Raw genomic sequence first — 15,858 nt, forward strand, 5'->3', positions numbered from 1 at the left:
ACCCAACAATCGATCAGTAGTCCCAGAAGGCCGCCACCCAACGAAAGGCGTCGCCTTCGACCGCCACCCGGCCGACGGATGGGAACGGCAGGTGGGTGGCCACCAGTTGCTCGCCGGTCTCCGCCAGCTCCCGCAAAAGACGGATCCGAACGCGCGCCGCCTCCTCGGGGTCGTGCTCGAAGCCGTTGAACCAGTCGGGGTGCTCAAAGCCGACCGCGAATACGGCGTCGCCGGCAAACATCAGCCGGTCGCCGCCGGACGCCACGCGGATCACGCTGTGCCCCGGGGTGTGGCCGCCGGTGCGATGGACGACCACGCCCGGCGCGACCTCGTGCTCGTCATCGAACAGCCTGAAATGGCTGCGATACTCTTTGGCGAACCGCTCGGCGGTCGCCCGAAGCGCTTCCGGGAAGCCCGGCGGCATGGAGACACGGGAGAAATCGGGCGCCTCCCAGAACTTGACCTCGGCCGCGGCCACGTGGATCCGCAGGTCCGGACGCAACTGGTCCTTCACCCCGTCGACGAGCAGCCCACCAATATGGTCCATGTGCATGTGGGTCAGCACCACGTCGGTCACCGACGCAAGATCGATGCCGGCGGCCTCCAGTCGCTTGATCAGCTGCCCGGCCCGCGGCAGATGCAGGTCCGGGTCGATCCCCAGCCCGGCGTCGAGGAGTATGGTCTGGTCGCCGCTGCGCACCACGACCACGTTCAGCGCCCAGTCGAAAGCATCCGCTGGCAGGAACATGTCTTTCAGCCAGCCCGCTCGGACGGCGGGAGCGATGTTGTGTCCCAGCATCGCGGTAGGGAGCGGTAGCACTCCATCGCTGACCACCAGCACCTCAATCTCGCCGACCCGCACCGCGTAGCGCGACGGCACCAATTCGTCGAGCCGAGGTCTGCCGGTGTGTGCGGTGTTTTCCAGGCTCATCTTTGTCTCAAGGTTCATGTTCGTCTCCTTCTGACCGCCGCCTTAAACACGGCATCGACGACGCTACATGGAGGCGTGTTTGCGATCGATTGGTCGAGGGATAAGGACGAGTGGGGCCGAGGGACAGGGCAAGCCATACCACGGCATAGGTGCAGGCCTCACTTTTTGCTGCCGGCGTGGTGCTGATGGGGGCGGCGTCGATCAGATCGGCGAACGCGGCAAGCCTGCTATCGCCATTGCTCGATGAGAAATCCCGATGGTCCTTGAACGGGATCGGTGTCGGGTAGGGGTACCGACGAGATTTTCGTCAGCGTCTCGCTTGAAGCAGCCGAAGTCTGAATGTCGGCATGCTGTCCCTTAGGATAAGCGCCGATGACCTGGAAGTTCGACGTGCAGCCGAGATTCTGATGCCCTGTCCCGGCAGGAAGCACCAGACAGTCTCCGGCCGCCACCGCTATTGCTTGACCGCCGGGACCACCAATCAGCAGCGTGGCGCTACCAAATGCAATTCCCAGCACCTCATGGGCACCGGAATGGTAGTGCTGATAATCGAAGACACCGTTTGTCCAGATGCCTGTCCAACCGTTTGCCGCGAAGCGACGTTCGAAATCGGTCGGTCCGCCGTCGGCAAACAGCCCTCTGTAAAGCAATACGGGAAGATGCGGGTTGTTCGGGACCCAGTCGCTCGGCCCGAAAATGATCGTCTCGATGTTCATGCTGAATTCCCAAGGTCGTCGTCGATTGCCGCGGCGCGACGGCCATCGAGCCGTCGACGTTGTTCGCCCAAGTCTTTCGCTGCGTTTTCCATTGAACTCATCTGCGCTGATGTTCTCGGGGCTAAACCTTGGCGGTCGTCAGCGGTTCCTTGGCGTGCCGTCTTTTCGATAAGCTACTGGTCTGCGAAAGTGTGAGAATTGGAGGGCTTTGGAAAGGCCGCCGAATAGCCCGCCACCGCAGCGCATCGCGGAGACAACTTCCGACGAAGACGGTGTAGTAGCCGGTCGGTGGCGTCAGTCAGAGCGTGTCGATCAGGCCTCCGTCCACGCGCATCGAAGCCCCAGTCGTTGCGGACGCCAAAGGGGAGGCCAGGTAGGTGACGAGATTGGCAATTTCCTCGACGCTCGCGGCCCGTTGGATGATCGAGCCGGCGCGGTGCTTCTTGACGAAGTCCGCCGCCACCTCCTCGATCGGTTTCCCTGTCTTCGCACGTTCCTCTGCGAGCATCGCCTCGACGCCCTCGGACAGCGTCGGGCCGGGAAGGACTGAGTTCACGGTGACGCCAGTGCCGGCCATGCGCTTGGCAAGGCCGCGGGCAACCGCGATGTCTGCGGTTTTGCTGACACCGTAGTGGATCATCTCGACCGGTATGTTAAAGCCGGATTCAGACGCGATGAAGATGACGCGGCCCCAATCGAGCTTCTGCATGCCCGGAAGATATGCGCGCGAAAGCCTGACGGCGGACATGACGTTCACCTGCCAGTGGCGGTCCCATACCTCGTCGCCCGCATCGAAGAAGTCTAGCGGCTGGAAGATGCCCGCGTTGTTGATGAGGATGTCGACGTGAGGGACTTGGGCGACAAGAGCGTCACATCCGCCAGCGGTCGCGAGATCGGCTGCCGCCGCGGTCACGCTTCCCTTGGCGCCTTCGCCTTTCAGGCGGACGGCGGCTTTTGCGGTCTTTTCTTCGGAACGGCCGTTGACCACCACGTCCGCACCCGCCCTCGCGAGCTGGCGGGCGATTGCGTATCCAATGCCTTCAGTGGATCCGGTAACCAGAGCGGTCTTGCCTGTGAGGTCGATCTGCATCTTATGCTCCTGTGAGGTTGGATGACAGAACGTATGAACTGGCGACCGGTCTCGCAACAGCCTACGATGCGGATAAGCCTTCCCCTTCGACTGGGCGGCCGCTGGGCCTAGTCACAGGCACCGCGCAGATCATCGCGGGTGGCGGGCAAAAAGCTACGATGGCCGCTAGAACAGCGGCAGTCTGACCTGCGTCGTGGATGCATCGATCGCATCCACGACATTCTGTTGCCCGAGGCTAAACGCGCTTAGAATAGTTTGAGCGGCTCGGGAAGCAGATCTATCGGAAAGTCCTGATAGGAGACCGGGCGCAGGAAGCGGTAGATCGCCATGGTCCCGACCGAGGTCGATCGTCCGTCCGATGTGGCTGGATAGGGTCCGCCATGGACCATCGCCGGGGATACCTCGACCCCCGTTCCGAAGCCGTTGACGAGAAGTCGGCCCGCGAGCAGCTCCAACTGCGAGATCATCGGCGAGGCGGCCCCGATGTCTCCAGCGTCCACGTGCAGGGCGATGGTCAACTGACCTTCCAGGGATCCAACGACCCTTCGCAATTCCTCGTCGTCACGGCAGCGGACGATCAGTCCCGAGGCGCCGAAAACCTCTTCCTGAAGTTCCGGATTCGCGAGGAATGCAGCCGCGGTCGTCTCGAAGAGCGCCGCCGCTGCCTGATGGGGCGTTCCGTCTTTTCCCGCGGCCACTTGCGAGACGGAAGACGATGACGACAGCCTTGCGACGCCATTGCAGTATGCGTCAAAGATGCCACCAGTCAGCATTGTTTGAGCCTGCGATTCCGAAAGCGCTGCGGCGGCACTCTCGATGAAGGCGTCGAGGCCCGCACCCTCGACGGCGATGATCAGGCCAGGATTGGTGCAGAACTGGCCAGCGCCGAGGGTCAGAGAGGATACGAACGATTTTCCGATCTCCGCTCCTCTGCTGCGAAGTGCGTTGGGATAGAGGATGACAGGATTGATGCTGCTCATTTCGGCGTAGACGGGTATCGGCTGCTTCCGCTCCGACGCGATCTTCATCAGCGCGGTGCCGCCGCGGCGCGAGCCCGTGAAGCCGACGGCGCGTATGCGGTGGTCGGCGACCAGGGTCTGACCGACCTCGATTCCCGCGTCGAACAAAAGCCCAAACGTCCCCCGCGGAAGGCCGCATGCAGCAACCGCGTCCGCGACGGCTCTGCCGACCAGCTCGGACGTGCCGGGATGCGCGGAGTGCGCCTTGACGATAACCGGGCAGCCCGCGGCGAGGGCGGAGGCGGTGTCACCGCCAGCGACAGAGAAGGCGAGGGGAAAATTCGATGCCCCGAACACCGCGACAGGGCCGAGGGCAACGTTTCGCAGCCGAAGGTCCGGCTTTGCAACCGGCCTGCGCTCCGTATCGGCCGGATCGAAGCGAAGTTCCTGAAATCTGCCGTCGCGAACCTCCTTGGCGAACAGGCGAAGCTGTCCGACGGTCCTGGCGCGCTCTCCCTCGATGCGGCCGCGTGGCAGGCCAGTCTCGTCAATCGCTCGCAGGACGAGATCGTCGCCGAGTGCGACGATGCCTTCGGCGATTGCTTCCAGGAACCGAGCCCGATCATCGAGCGACGTCTCCTTGTAGATCGGGAAAGCGTCCCACGCCAAACTCGTGGCCTCTTCCACCTGCTCCTTCGTCGCACCTGCGAAGCGCGGTTCCATCGGGTTGCCGTTGGCGGGATTGATTGCGGAGAATGCCGCGGCCGCGCCGCGCACGTTCGCGCCGCCGATAAGAAGGTCGCCGGAGAGTGTCATCGTGGATCCTTTCAAAATGAGAAGCCATGGCCGCCCTCGCCATGCTGAATGGAGGCTCTGCGTAACCGTCGGCGTACGGCTGTCGAACTCACATAGGCATCGACGGCGGGCATGCCAACCCTTCGCTCGTTAAAAGTATTACTTTTCAATTCATGCCAAATCGGCGCGCGCATGGCGACCGCCGGATGCTAATGGCTTGACCGTCCCGCTCCGATTCCCTGCGAAGCCCCGGGATAACCACGGTTTTAAGCACGCTCATGCCTGCCTCCGTTTGGGCGACGCGGGTGGCCTTCGTTCACCTAGCGGCGCCATGCGCTGACCGGTTGTGTGCGGAGGCAGCCGGACACGGTTTGCGTCGTCTTCCGCTTTGCCGGGACAATCGCGCCGAAAACCGGGCCACGATATTGTACGAAGGTGTCTCCGATACGTTCGGATCGGGTGCCGCCTTGGGCACACCAAGGTACAATAGACGTGAGGAATGGCCGGAGGTATCACCCGAGCAGCACCACGGATGATTGGAGTTCACATGACCCGCTGGCCGGATCGTCCTCGATCGGCGCGCGTCCGCCTGACATCGCCTTCCGGACGACGCCGTGGTTGGTGCGCAGGGACGGGGGTCCGGCGACAGCTTCACCATCACGGGTCGGTCGAGCATTCGAAGATAGCGGCGCCGATCAATGTAGGCGCCTCAATGGCTCTAGCCGAGACGGTGTCCGCAAACGATCGGAGCGACATCGGTGCCAAGGAGTTCGATCGAACGGCGCATTGCTTCGGTCTCCAAGGCGGCTGTGCTCATCTGAAAGGTGAGGCGAGAAATCCCTCCCAACGTTCTGTTAACATGCTCGATCTTTGCCGCAACCGTCTGCGGGCTGCCAACCAGAAACGCACCGTTCGGGCCGCACATGAAGTCGAATTGCGCCTGCGTTGGCGGTGGCCAGCCCCGTTCCCGTCCAGCGTCCGTGAACATCTGGAACCAGCCAGGGAAGAACGCTTCCCTGGCTGCTTTGTCAGTTTCCCCGACAAAGCCGAGAGCGTGCACGCCGACCCTCTGTTCCTCGCTGGGGTGGCCCGCGGCGAGCCATGCACGTCGATAAAGTTCGACCAACGGCAGAAACCGCTCGAAGCTACCGCCGATGATGGCGACCATCAGAGGCAAGCCAAGTGTTCCGGCGCGGATGAAGGATTCGGGCGTCCCGCCGACACCCAGCCAGATTGGCAAGGTTGGCTGGTGCGGACGGGGAAAGACACCCTGGCCGCCGATGGGCGCTCGAAAGCGGCCCTGCCACTCGATACTTGGCTTTTCCCTGATCTTCAGCAACAGGTCCAGCTTCTCCGCGAAGAGGGTATCGTAGTCCCGAAGGTCGAATCCGAACAGGGGATAGGCCTCAATGGATGAACCTCGGCCGACCACGATTTCCGCTCGTCCGCGCGATATCAGATCCAGTGTGGCGAATTCCTGAAAGAGCCGCACGGGGTCGGCAGCGCTGAGGACGGCGACAGCGCTTGTCAGCCTGATCGACTTCGTGCGCGCCGCAGCGGCCGCAAGGATCACGGCTGGCGCGGAATCAAGTGCGTTCTCTCGATGATGTTCGCCCATGCCAAAGACGTCGAGGCCGACTTGATCGGCCAGCTCGACCTCCGCAAGTACGCTCTCCATGCGATCGATGGCTGACTGCAGTCGTCCCGTAGCGGGGTCGTTCAGCAGCATGGCAAAACTATCGATACCGATTTCCAACGAAGGATCCTTTCGAGGCACTGTCGCCACGCAACCGCGGTGGTCGCTGTTTCGGCGCTTCCTGCTTCTGATAACTCGCCCCGCGATGGAGCGGACACGGCTGTCTGGCAGAAGCGCCTCCCGCTTCATCACACGATGACAGGCGTCCTACTACCCGTCATTTTCTGATCGATACTATCCAAATATCCGATAGGTGAGTTCGTTTGTACCTGATGGCTGGCGAGCCTCGGAAGAACCGTCCAGCAATGCTGGTGCTTATGCCCATGCATCCGCGTCGATGACTGCCTGAGCGAAAGCCTCTGGTGACTCCTGCGGGAGATTATGGCCTATACCGCCCTTGATCAGACGGTGTTCGTATTTTGCCTTGAATTTTCCGGCGTAGGCCTTCGGATCAGGATGCGGTGCTCCATTGGCATCGCCTTCCATCGTAATCGCAGGCACGTGGATGTCGGGAGCGGATGCGAGCTTGGTTTCGAACTCGTCGAACCGCTTCTCTCCCTCCGCGAGACCGAGCCGCCAACGGTAGTTGTGGACGACGATCGCCACATGGTCCGGATTGGCGAACGCCGCAGCGCTTCGTTCAAACGTTTTGTCGTCGAATTTCCACCGAGGAGAGGCGAGTTGCCAGATGAGTCTGGCGAAGTCGTTCGTGTATTTTTCATAGCCGTCGCGACCGCGTTCTGTCGCGAAATAGAACTGGTACCACCACTGCAGTTCGGCCGACGGCGGCAACGGCGCCTTTCCGGCGGTCTGGTTCCCGATGAGATAGCCGCTGACGGAGACCAAGCCCTTGCATCGTTCCGGCCAGAGCGCGGCGACAATGTCGGCGGTCCGCGCGCCCCAGTCGAAACCCGCGACAGTGGCTCGCTCGATCTTCAGAGCGTCCATCAGCTTGATGGCATCGACTGCCAGCGCCGACTGTTGGCCGTTGCGCATTGTGTCGTCGGCGAGAAACTTGGTGCTGCCGTATCCTCGCAGATGGGGGACGATTACACGATGGCCCTGGTCTGCAAGCAACGGGGCGACTTCGGCGAACGCATTGATGTCATAGGGCCAACCGTGGAACAGAAGGACGGGCGATCCGTCGTTGGGGCCAAGTTCGGCGTATCCAACAGTGAGGTCTCCCGCGTCGATTTGTCGGTCAGCGACAAGCCCGTGGCCATTCTTTCGGCCGACCATCTTGCCCTGGTCAGCACCCGCGGCATGTCCCGCGAGGATCCCCGCCGCCGTAAATCCGAGTGCGACCCCGCCGAAGGACCGACGCGTGAGGCTCCCAGTTCTAAGATCGCTCATGATTGCTTCTCCGATAATGGACGATGGATGGCCGCCTCGAGATCATGCTCAGAGAGCGTTGGCATCGGGAGTTTGCGACTGATGACTGGGGTCCGCTAGTGGACGAAGGTATTGGGCATACTAACGTGTCGTCGATACCTAGGTGCAACAGCCGCCTCTTTTGCCGTTAGCCATACTGTTCTCCAGGCCGCGGGCGTTCCGCCGGCGCGCTTTAGGAGAGGATGATGAGCTACCGAGACAACGACAACGATACGTCGGGGAGTCATTTTCCTTGCGTCGCAATCCTTCTCGCCATGGCGGCTTTGGCTGGCGCCTTGGTATCGGTCAGACAGCCCGTCGTGCCAGCCCGCGTCTGGGTACCCGTTCAGTCAGCCGGATCATCGACCGTTAAGCCGGCGGCGGCGTGCTCCCCAGCACGGGCGGGCTGCAATCCGACGGACGAAGCCTCGTCCGAAAGCATTGCAAAAATCGCTAGGATCGACGGTCACAATCCCTCGTCCGGTATGTTCAAGACCTCTCCGCACGCCTTGCAATGAACGGCGTCCGCGTCATGGCGCTGAAGGCCGCATCGGTGGCAGGAATAGGTCACCTTGTGAGGGCGGACCACTGCCTGAGCAAGCCTGACGAAAAGGGAAATGCCGACAATCATCGTCACAACGGAAGTGAGCTTGCCCAACGTTCCCGGAAGCGTGATGTCTCCGAATCCCGTCGTCGTCACCGTCGCGACCGTGAAGTATAGCGCATCGACGAATCCTTCGCCTCCCTCCCTGTTATAGAAGAACGACGTATAGACGAACCCGGTTGCCATGAAGAGGAACACAAGGAAATTGATCACCGCCCGGACGACGTCGAGAAGGTATGAATAGCCGGCCTTGCGCAGCAAGTCCCTAAGCAGCGGACTCCTGCCGATCGCCCAGAACCGCATGATCCGCAGGAAAGCGAAATTGAAGAGCAAATCCGGCAGCAACAGCGTGGCCAGCACCACAAAGTCGATCCAGGTCATCGGCCGCCGAATCCACTCGCGCAGAGAGAATGCGGCAATCGCCCGGCCCGCCATCTCGGCAGCGATCCACACGGCTATCGCATAGTCGATGATCAGATAGGACGGACCCGATCGCAGGTACGGGCCGAGCAGGAAGAAGGCGAGAATGGCGACATCAATGGCAGCAAATACCACCCGAAAGGCGACCGCCTGCTTGCCGTCGGCCCTATCGAGCTTTCGCAGCACCTGACGAAGCGAATTCTGCCGAGAGCCGTTGTCGGATTCGAGGGTTTCCATCCAGGGAATCTAGATCCCTCATTGGCGTCTGCAAGTCGCCAAGAAATCGACTCCTCGGTGACAGTCCGTCTGCTCGACCGACCTTCCACTCCGAGCCGAATTCATGGCCAGTTTGCATGAGAGCTATTGATCCTGGCCGAAATCTTATGACCAGCGCCTTTGCCGATGACGTAGGGCGATCCTTGTCCGGCAAATCGTTGTTCACTTGCACAGGACTTGCGCTGCAAGGGGGCTCAATCTCAGGCGACGGACCATCCACCGTCCACCAGCAGATTAGTGCCGGTGATCAGGCTCGCTGCCGGTGATGCAAGGAAGATGACTGCACCCACCACATCATCGGTTTCTCCGATCCGGCCGAGCGGAATGTGATCGAGCGTCGCTTCGCGATTGTCGGCATCGGATAGAAAAGGTGCTGTGCCATCGGTGTGAATGAACGTTGGCGATACGGTATTTACGGTGACATCATAGCGTGCCCATTCGGCTGCAAGGCAACGCGTGAGGTGATTGATGGCCGCCTTGCTCATGCAATAGATTGCCTCGCCGCGCAGTGCCACGGTACCGGCCTGTGAGCTGATGTTGATGATCCTGCCGCCGTTGCGCTTGATCATGTGACGGCCCACAGCCTGCGTCATCAGAAAGGTACCCTTGATGTTGACATCGAGTATCTCGTCAAGATCCTTCTCCTCGACCAGTTCCGCGAGGTTGCCCGGAGCCACGCCGACATTGTTGACGAGGACGTCGATCCGCCCGAACGTCGCAAGCGCCGCGTCGACGGCTTGTGCGATATGGGCTTTGTTGGGAATGTCCAGTTCAACGGGGAGAACTTTTCGCCCCGCTCCCTCGAGTTCGGCAACCAGGCCCGCCGACGCTGCGACATCGCGGACACCCAAAACGATATCGGAACCTGCTGCGGCACAGGCAAATGCGCAAGCTCGACCGATGCCACGGCTCGCTCCCGTCACTAAGGTCACCTTGCCCTCAAGGCTGAAGTCCGGCGCATTCTTCTGCATCACGATGCCTCCCTCGATGAAGCTCATTTATGGCAGCGTCGGCGTGCGGATGCCAGATATTCTCAGCATACTGAGGAGTGTCCCCTTGACCAATGGGCTATCCCGCAACGTGGGGCGCTTTTCCCGATAGGCCGCGCAAAGCCGCATTGCCCGTCGGTACCGGCGACGGACGGCGCAGGAGGAAGCGGAGGAGCCCACGCACACCTGCACCATGGCCAGGAAAATCGGCAGCCGGTGGCCTAGCCGATCTGCATCAGGATCGGAAAGGTCTGCTGGAACCAGATCGCCACATTGCTGACCCATCCGAACAGGAAGGCGAGGCCGGTCAGCACGAGGAACAGACCCATCACCTTTTCCACCGTGCCGAGATGGCGGCGGAAGCGCGACAGGAAGCGCATGAAGGCGCCGGAAAAGCCGGCGGCGATCCAGAACGGGATGGCAAGGCCGAGCGAATAGATGGCGAGCAGCCCGGCGCCGGAGCCGACCGTCTCGCGCGAGGCGGCAACGCCGAGAATGGCGCCGAGCACCGGGCCGATGCAGGGCGTCCAGCCGAAGGCGAAGGCAAGGCCCATGATATAGGCGCCTGTCAGCGTCGCCGGCTTGCCGCTGCTCTGGAAGCGCGCCTCACGCGCCAGCACCCCGATTCGAAAGAGGCCAAGGAAGTTCAACCCCATGACGATGATGATCAGCCCGCCGATCTTCGACAAGAGGTCGAGATGCTGGCGAAGCGCCATGCCGATGCTGGAAGCACCGGCGCCGAGCGCCACGAAGACGGTGGCAAAGCCGAGCGTGAAGAGCAGTGCCGAGAAAAACACGCCGCGCCTGACGTCGGGCGCCACCGCCACCGCACCGCCTCCGCGGAACTGCTCGACGGAGACGCCGGCCATATAGCAGAGATAGGGCGGAACGAGGGGGAGCACGCAGGGCGACAGGAAGGAAAGCGCCCCGGCAATGAGCGCGCTCCACAGGGAAATATCGGCAATCGACACGCATTCTCTCCGGCTGCAATCTGCGTGATGTTCCTAGCTTTGCACGCAAGCGATTGCCAATCACCTTTTTGCGCGCGCAAGAAATCTGTCTCTGCACGTAAGATATTTGTCTTGGCGTGCGCAAGAAATGTGCCGAACGTTTGCAAAAGGCAAAATTTTCGGTTGACCGGCATGGGTCGCCTGCCTATGTTCCGCCCACTTCCAGCCGGGGTGGTCACACCCGCGGAGAGGGAGAGCGTAGCTCAGCTGGTAGAGCAACTGACTTTTAATCAGTAGGTCTCGGGTTCGAACCCCGACGCTCTCACCATTTCTAGTCTTCAAGATTGCCGCCGCGCTCTCAGATCAGCAGTCGCATTAACGCGGCCTCGTCCTTCACCCCATGCTGGTACGAATGGATAACCCGCTGAGCCAGATCTTCGCGCTCGGTGTCTGTCGTGATTTCTCGCACCGAGCTGATGTGGTCAAAGACTCTTTGGCAAAGCGCGACTTCTTCGTCGCTCAACGCGGTTTGTGCGTCGGCTATCTGGGATCGGATCATGATCGCCCTCACTTCCTTTGGAACGATAGAGAATGAACATCTCCTTTTTCAGCGCATGAAGGGAGACACAAGCTCGTGAGGTCTCATCGCAATCTTCCGGATTGGCCTTTGTCCCATCTGACAACTAGCGTTCGTTCGGACCGCTCCGCACACATGCGGAAGCTTGCTTTCTCCGGGCATTCCAGATCACTCGTACCCTATCTTCTCAAGAGACAGTAATGCACCAAGCATTTCTTCATCCGACAGGCTCCGCAGAGAAACGTTAAGTGCGTCAAGGCCGCCTAGATTGTAGAGATAGACGAATATATTGAGTGACATTGTTTCTCTCCCATTGACATAGTATAACACTGGAAAAATGATTTGCTTAACGCTTGGATTAATATTTTCACATCTATTATAGTTTCAAAAATTGTTTGCGATTTTCTTGATTGGAGTCTGGCTTTGATTGGACGCGGGCAGAGCCTTGCGTCTTTCGCTCTGTCCTATACCGCACATTGAAATCTCCGGAATTTGGCATAAAATCAGTGCGTTGTGGTTACGTGTCACGTCAGCATCTGGGAGGATTGCGATGTTTCAAGGTATGCACGGCTCCAAGTCGGCTCTGGGTCCAGAAGACCTCACAATGATCAAAGACATCTATGACGAATGGTGCGCCGCTCGCTGCTGCTCCAAGGATAGCCCAAGTGCAATCAAAGCAGCTCAAGAGTTGATCTCCATGTTCGAACATGGGGTACGGTCGAAAGATGATCTCCGCACTATGGTCGGCACAATAGGTGCCCATTTGCTCAAACACTGAACTAAGCCGATGGCGATCGACTGCTGGCGAGCACTTGCGCGCATGGCCTGGGCTGTCGTTTACGTGCGTCGGCGCAGGATCACGTGACGGTTTATGAAATCAGCTAATACACAGGAACCAACTTCGACTGCGGTCCGTTTCCTGCTCATCAACAATAGGAGAAATCGACCATGGATTGGAATCGTGTCGAAGGAAACTGGAAGCAGGCGAAGGGCAAGATCAAAGAGCAGTGGGGCAAACTCACCGACGATGATCTCGACCAGATTGCCGGCAAGCGCGAGCAACTGGAAGGCAAGATCCAGGAGCGGTATGGTATCGAAAAGGACCGTGTTAAACGCGACATCGATGACTGGACCAGTCGCCAGACTTGGTAATGCCTGAACAAAAACCCGGTGAAAGCCGGGTTTTTGTTGCCGAAGGAGCTAAGACGCCCAAGGAGTGTCGGTCATGAATATCCCCCAAAAGCCAAGAGAAGTGCGCCGATGGCGATAACGGCCAACGCCGGCCAGTTTTGGGATACGCCGAGGAACCTGAGGCCTTGGCGCCGTGGTTCCAGCGTGGTGCCGCCTTGCGGCATTTGGTGCGGATTACTCGGTTTTCGACCAAGCGCCGACGTGAAAAGAAAAAGAAGTCCGCCGATGATGAGAGCGGCTCCGGTGAGGATTGCCCACATGATGGCCTCCGCTAGCGATGAGGATGCAGGTTAAACCAAATCCGGACCTGATCGTTCCGTGAATGCTACTCACTTGAACAACCGCCGCGTCAGAACCAAAAGCGCTCGCATTGAATTTGACCGCTGAGCAATCCTGGAGATCCCTCATGGATAAGACACCGAAGGCGGCCATCCGCGGAATGATGTTGTACGTGCTCGCTCTTCTCGTCCTCGGGGTGCTGGCAGGCGCCGCCTACATGATCTATGGCCATCCCGCCGATCCGTCCGAGCGACCGGCGGCTGAGACGATTCCGCAAAAAGCTCCGGCTCCGCAGTAAGATACCCTTCCAAGGAATTGATCGATCGCTGTTCGAGAACAGACGATGACCGGGGAAGATGCCTGTCAAAATCCGGCGCCCACCCGGTCAGGTCGTGCTGAAACGCCTGAGGTTCCACGGCACCAGATCAGCAAATGGCAAAGAATATGGCTTTAGAGAGCAAGGCCGATATCCTGTCGCAAGTCCTTCCAACCAGTATGGAACTCTTATTATAGGGAGAACAACCTGCGACAGAGAAAATCGGCATCTGCGCAGGACCGATTACTAGTGGGGCCAGCTCTGTCTGGAATCCTGAAGGAGCGGCGGAATAGGGAGTTTGCGGATGAGGGAACATGCAGTCGTGATATCAGGGGCAGGGCCGACGGGCCTGATGCTGGCAGGCGAACTGGCCTTGGCGGGCGTCGACGTCGCCATTGTGGAGCGCCGCCCTGACCAGGAGCTTGCCGGTACGCGTGCCGGCGGACTGAGCGCACGCACGCTCGAGGTTCTCGATCAGCGCGGCATCGTCGACCGGTTCCTCGCGGAAGGGCAGATAGCCCAGGTCACGGGTTTCGCGGTGACGCGTCTGGATATCAGCGATTTTCCGAACCCGGCACAATTACGGGCTGGCGCTGCGACAGAAGCATGTCGAGCGCATTCTGGCCGGCTGGGTCGGCGAGCTGGCAGTGCCGATCTATCGCAGCCTCGAGGTAACGGGTTTCGCGCAGGATGAGAGCGGCGTCGCCATTGAACTCTCCGATGGCGCCTCGCTCAGGGCGCGCTATCTCGCCGGCTGCGATGGCGGCCGCAGTCTGATCCGCAAGGCTGCCGGCATTGCGTTTGAAGGATGGGATGCGACGACCGGCAACATTCTCGCTGAGGTGGAGATGGAAGAGGAGCCGCCATTGGGCATCCATCGCACGGCCCTTGGCATCTATGCCTTCGGCAGGGAGGAGTATGAAATCCACGACGGCAAGATCGTCTTTGCCAAGGAAGGTCCGATCGGCGTGATGGTGCCGGAGAAGAATGCCGGCGCCACGACCGAACCGACGCTCAGCGATCTCAGGGAAGCCCTCCTCGCCGCATTTGGAACGGATTACGGACTCCATCGCGTCAACTGGATTTCCCGGTTCACCGATATGTCCAGGCAGGCGACGGCCTACCGCAAGGGGCGGGTACTCCTCGCCGGCGATGCCGCCCATGTGCACTCTCCGGTCGGCGGGCAAGGCCTGAATACCGGTGTGCAGGATGCCGTCAATCTCGGTTGGAAGCTGGCCCAGGTGGTAAAAGGAAGATCGCCTGACGCCTTGCTCGACACCTATCACGCCGAGCGGCATCCGGTTGCCGCCCGCGTGTTGCGCATGACGATGGCGCAGGTGGCATTGCAGCGCACCGACGATCGCACTGAAGCCTTGCGTGACGTGGTAAGGGAGCTGCTTGGCATGGAGGAACCGCGCAAACGCATCGCTGCCGAAATGTCCGGATTGGCGATCCACTACGAGTTTGGCGAGGGGCATCCGCTGCTCGGCCGCCGCATGCCTGACCTCGATCTCACCACGGCTGATGGTCCCACGCGCGTCTATAAGCTACTCCAAGATGCGCAGCCCGTGTTCTTGAACCTCGACGCGCCTGGCAGCTTCGACATCGCGCCGTGGTCGGACCGCATCAAGTTGGTCGACGCCGGATATGACGGCGCATGGGAGCTGCCAGCGCTGGGCTTGATCTCCGCGCCAACGGCCGTGTTGATCCGGCCCGACGGATATGTGGCGTGGGTGGGTGACAGGACGCAGGATGGTCTGCAAGAGGCTGTGAATAGCTGGTTCGGACCACCCGGCTAAAGCTGACGAAAGCGCTTGCCTGAGCATGATGCCGAAAAGTGTAAGCGGTTTTCGGACGACATCCTGTTCTAAGCCGCGAGCGAGATCGGGTCGCAAATCGATATCGTCGCGGGATCGAGCATCGGTTTGCCGCGGCGTTCCCACGTCCGGCGGCTGATGCCGAAAGCCTCCCAGGGGCGCGCTTGGCTGAAAGAATTGGCGAGATAATCGGCTCTGGAAAGCGCGCCGGCGGCACGGCGCTGCTCCTCTTTTCGGCTCCGGTCCCGCTGCCGCCGCTTTTCCTTTTGAAGTTTTGCTCGTTTCTGTTTCGGCACATCGAATGCACCAATGGTGCGGATATCGAGGGCGCTCCGTTCTGCGTAGCTGAGGTGTAGAGCATGGCCGAGCGCGTCGGCGGACAAGTCAGAAAAGCGCACTTTTGTCCGCTCGTAGATCACGTCTTCTATGTCGGCTTTCCTAGCCCAGGGAAGCCATCGCGCCGCCCAGCCGAGGACCACCTCGACAAACTCTTCCTTGAATTCGACAAGAGCGAGGCCGGCGATCACCTCGACGTAAATCAAGGCGTCATCGGCCTCGGGCACGATGTCTCCGTGACGGTGCCTGATCAATTTTTCGATCTCGCGCATCCGGCCGCGGAAATGGCTCCAGCGGCCGGTCCGCATGCGGCGCTGGACGGCCTTGTAACCGAGCAGGCAGTCGCCGACCTTGACGGCTGTCACATCACGGGCCAAGCCCTCCAGCCGATCAGCTTTTGCAGTCCGCTTTTCCGATTGAGCCGCTTGATCCGGACCCATAAGACGAGCCATCGATTTTCCTTTGCCATCTGCCTTGGAAGGCCGAAACGACTGATTGTAAAGGAAGGCCGAGGGGGTGATCATCCACTTTTTGCGATCGGCGAC

General features: G+C 60.3%; 15 protein-coding genes, 1 tRNA gene and 2 pseudogenes. 5 read left to right on the forward strand and 13 right to left on the reverse strand.

Annotated features, from left to right (window positions below; translation table 11 throughout):
* Window positions 1-13 precede the first annotated feature (13 nt).
* From RWK44_RS05865 to RWK44_RS05905, 9 genes are all read right to left on the reverse strand, one after another.
* A complete protein-coding gene (locus RWK44_RS05865) occupies window positions 14-949 on the reverse strand; it encodes an MBL fold metallo-hydrolase (protein WP_316028529.1) in 936 nt (311 codons plus the stop codon).
* A 209-nt stretch (window positions 950-1,158) separates the two neighbouring features.
* Window positions 1,159-1,647 (reverse strand): cupin, encoded by a 489-nt coding sequence (locus tag RWK44_RS05870; RefSeq protein ID WP_168328412.1) that lies wholly within the window; start codon window positions 1,645-1,647, stop codon window positions 1,159-1,161.
* A gap of 298 nt (window positions 1,648-1,945) precedes the next feature.
* Complete coding sequence (locus RWK44_RS05875) at window positions 1,946-2,737, reverse strand: SDR family NAD(P)-dependent oxidoreductase (protein ID WP_065279836.1); 792 nt, start codon at window positions 2,735-2,737, stop codon at window positions 1,946-1,948.
* Window positions 2,738-2,982: 245 nt separating this feature from the next.
* Window positions 2,983-4,512: an aldehyde dehydrogenase (NADP(+)) gene (locus RWK44_RS05880; RefSeq protein WP_168281855.1), complete on the reverse strand. Its 1,530-nt coding sequence runs from the start codon at window positions 4,510-4,512 to the stop codon at window positions 2,983-2,985.
* Between the two features lie 697 nt (window positions 4,513-5,209).
* Window positions 5,210-6,247 (reverse strand): LLM class flavin-dependent oxidoreductase, encoded by a 1,038-nt coding sequence (locus tag RWK44_RS05885; protein ID WP_316028530.1) that lies wholly within the window; start codon window positions 6,245-6,247, stop codon window positions 5,210-5,212.
* Between the two features lie 255 nt (window positions 6,248-6,502).
* Window positions 6,503-7,540: an alpha/beta hydrolase gene (locus tag RWK44_RS05890; RefSeq protein ID WP_168281859.1), complete on the reverse strand. Its 1,038-nt coding sequence runs from the start codon at window positions 7,538-7,540 to the stop codon at window positions 6,503-6,505.
* A 484-nt stretch (window positions 7,541-8,024) separates the two neighbouring features.
* Window positions 8,025-8,819 (reverse strand): ion channel, encoded by a 795-nt coding sequence (locus RWK44_RS05895; protein WP_077981072.1) that lies wholly within the window; start codon window positions 8,817-8,819, stop codon window positions 8,025-8,027.
* 239 nt (window positions 8,820-9,058) lie between these two features.
* Window positions 9,059-9,829: an SDR family NAD(P)-dependent oxidoreductase gene (locus RWK44_RS05900; protein WP_316028575.1), complete on the reverse strand. Its 771-nt coding sequence runs from the start codon at window positions 9,827-9,829 to the stop codon at window positions 9,059-9,061.
* Window positions 9,830-10,068: 239 nt separating this feature from the next.
* A complete protein-coding gene (locus RWK44_RS05905; RefSeq protein WP_316028531.1) occupies window positions 10,069-10,818 on the reverse strand; it encodes a cytochrome c biogenesis CcdA family protein in 750 nt (249 codons plus the stop codon).
* 231 nt (window positions 10,819-11,049) lie between these two features.
* Between RWK44_RS05905 and RWK44_RS05910 the strand changes: the two genes are divergently transcribed.
* Window positions 11,050-11,125: transfer RNA gene (locus tag RWK44_RS05910), tRNA-Lys, on the forward strand.
* Window positions 11,126-11,155: 30 nt separating this feature from the next.
* Here the strand turns inward: RWK44_RS05910 and RWK44_RS05915 are convergent.
* Window positions 11,156-11,356, reverse strand: a complete 201-nt coding sequence (locus RWK44_RS05915; protein WP_020049824.1) for a hypothetical protein — start codon at window positions 11,354-11,356, stop codon at window positions 11,156-11,158.
* A gap of 124 nt (window positions 11,357-11,480) precedes the next feature.
* Window positions 11,481-11,674, reverse strand: a pseudogene (locus tag RWK44_RS05920) (hypothetical protein).
* Window positions 11,675-11,978: 304 nt separating this feature from the next.
* On the opposite strand from RWK44_RS05920, the gene RWK44_RS05925 reads away from it, so the two are divergent.
* Window positions 11,979-12,152 (forward strand): hypothetical protein, encoded by a 174-nt coding sequence (locus RWK44_RS05925; RefSeq protein ID WP_231283788.1) that lies wholly within the window; start codon window positions 11,979-11,981, stop codon window positions 12,150-12,152.
* 170 nt (window positions 12,153-12,322) lie between these two features.
* On the forward strand, window positions 12,323-12,526 hold the full coding sequence (locus RWK44_RS05930) for a CsbD family protein (RefSeq protein WP_077981068.1): 204 nt from the start codon (window positions 12,323-12,325) through the stop codon (window positions 12,524-12,526).
* A gap of 71 nt (window positions 12,527-12,597) precedes the next feature.
* Here the strand turns inward: RWK44_RS05930 and RWK44_RS05935 are convergent, their stop codons facing one another.
* Complete coding sequence (locus RWK44_RS05935) at window positions 12,598-12,825, reverse strand: hypothetical protein (protein WP_077981067.1); 228 nt, start codon at window positions 12,823-12,825, stop codon at window positions 12,598-12,600.
* A gap of 146 nt (window positions 12,826-12,971) precedes the next feature.
* Between RWK44_RS05935 and RWK44_RS05940 the strand changes: the two genes are divergently transcribed.
* Entirely contained in the window at window positions 12,972-13,142 is a 171-nt protein-coding gene (locus RWK44_RS05940; RefSeq protein ID WP_316028532.1) for a hypothetical protein, read from the forward strand.
* A gap of 322 nt (window positions 13,143-13,464) precedes the next feature.
* Window positions 13,465-14,959, forward strand: a pseudogene (locus RWK44_RS05945) (FAD-dependent monooxygenase).
* Between the two features lie 68 nt (window positions 14,960-15,027).
* On the opposite strand, the gene RWK44_RS05950 reads toward RWK44_RS05945, so the two are convergent.
* Window positions 15,028-15,765, reverse strand: coding sequence for a hypothetical protein (locus tag RWK44_RS05950; RefSeq protein ID WP_077981273.1), 738 nt, complete (start codon window positions 15,763-15,765; stop codon window positions 15,028-15,030).
* Window positions 15,766-15,858: the final 93 nt, after the last annotated feature.

It is taken from the genome of Rhizobium sp. 25PS6 (assembly GCF_032464655.1).
Lineage (GTDB): Bacteria > Pseudomonadota > Alphaproteobacteria > Rhizobiales > Rhizobiaceae > Rhizobium > Rhizobium laguerreae.

Coding starts and splice junctions, on each gene's coding strand:
- RWK44_RS05890 (WP_168281859.1), bottom strand. CDS start 7,540: ATGAGCGATCTTAGAACTGGGAGCCTCACGCGTCGGTCCTTCGGCGGG.
- RWK44_RS05870 (WP_168328412.1), bottom strand. CDS start 1,647: ATGAACATCGAGACGATCATTTTCGGGCCGAGCGACTGGGTCCCGAAC.
- RWK44_RS05950 (WP_077981273.1), bottom strand. CDS start 15,765: ATGGCTCGTCTTATGGGTCCGGATCAAGCGGCTCAATCGGAAAAGCGG.
- RWK44_RS05875 (WP_065279836.1), bottom strand. CDS start 2,737: ATGCAGATCGACCTCACAGGCAAGACCGCTCTGGTTACCGGATCCACT.
- RWK44_RS05930 (WP_077981068.1), top strand. CDS start 12,323: ATGGATTGGAATCGTGTCGAAGGAAACTGGAAGCAGGCGAAGGGCAAG.
- RWK44_RS05865 (WP_316028529.1), bottom strand. CDS start 949: ATGAACCTTGAGACAAAGATGAGCCTGGAAAACACCGCACACACCGGC.
- RWK44_RS05900 (WP_316028575.1), bottom strand. CDS start 9,829: ATGCAGAAGAATGCGCCGGACTTCAGCCTTGAGGGCAAGGTGACCTTA.
- RWK44_RS05895 (WP_077981072.1), bottom strand. CDS start 8,819: ATGGAAACCCTCGAATCCGACAACGGCTCTCGGCAGAATTCGCTTCGT.
- RWK44_RS05925 (WP_231283788.1), top strand. CDS start 11,979: ATGATCAAAGACATCTATGACGAATGGTGCGCCGCTCGCTGCTGCTCC.
- RWK44_RS05940 (WP_316028532.1), top strand. CDS start 12,972: ATGGATAAGACACCGAAGGCGGCCATCCGCGGAATGATGTTGTACGTG.
- RWK44_RS05915 (WP_020049824.1), bottom strand. CDS start 11,356: ATGATCCGATCCCAGATAGCCGACGCACAAACCGCGTTGAGCGACGAA.
- RWK44_RS05880 (WP_168281855.1), bottom strand. CDS start 4,512: ATGACACTCTCCGGCGACCTTCTTATCGGCGGCGCGAACGTGCGCGGC.
- RWK44_RS05935 (WP_077981067.1), bottom strand. CDS start 12,825: ATGTGGGCAATCCTCACCGGAGCCGCTCTCATCATCGGCGGACTTCTT.